This is a genomic window from Salipiger sp. HF18 (assembly GCF_011806505.1).
Classification (GTDB): Bacteria; Pseudomonadota; Alphaproteobacteria; order Rhodobacterales; family Rhodobacteraceae; genus Salipiger; species Salipiger thiooxidans.
Map to the genome: position 1 here is coordinate 1 of NZ_JAATOS010000992.1, position 539 is coordinate 539.

Annotated in this window: 1 protein-coding gene; it reads left to right on the plus strand. The window is 69.0% G+C overall.

Features of this window, described 5'->3' with window-relative positions:
- Positions 1–539 (plus strand): anthranilate phosphoribosyltransferase (gene trpD, locus HC022_RS28440; protein WP_167454584.1); only part of this gene is annotated, 539 nt, incomplete at both ends.

A 539-nucleotide genomic window follows, 5' to 3' on the forward strand; every position in this document is an offset into this window, starting at 1 on the left:
GGCCTCTTGATGGCTCTTCGCACCCGGGGTGAGACCGTGGACGAATACGCCGCCGCCGCGGGCGTGATGCGCGCCAAGTGCAACGCCGTGACCGCGCCCGAGGGCGCCATCGACATCGTCGGCACCGGTGGAGATGGCAAGGGCACGCTGAACATCTCGACCGCCACCGCCTTCGTGGTGGCCGGCGCCGGCGTCACCGTCGCCAAGCACGGCAACCGCAACCTCTCGTCCAAGTCCGGCTCTGCCGACGCGCTGAGCCAGATGGGCGTCGAGGTGATGCTGCCGGCCACCTCGATCGCGCCGATCCTCGAGAAGGTCGGCATCTGCTTCATGATGGCGCCGATGCACCACCCGGCGATGAAGCACGTGATGCCGGTGCGCATGGAACTCGGCACCCGCACGATCTTCAACATCCTCGGGCCGCTGACCAACCCGGCGGGCGTGAAGCGCCAGCTGACCGGCGCCTTCTCGCGCGACCTGATCCGCCCGATGGCCGAGACGCTGGGCAAGCTGGGCTCGACGCGAGCATGGCTGGTGCA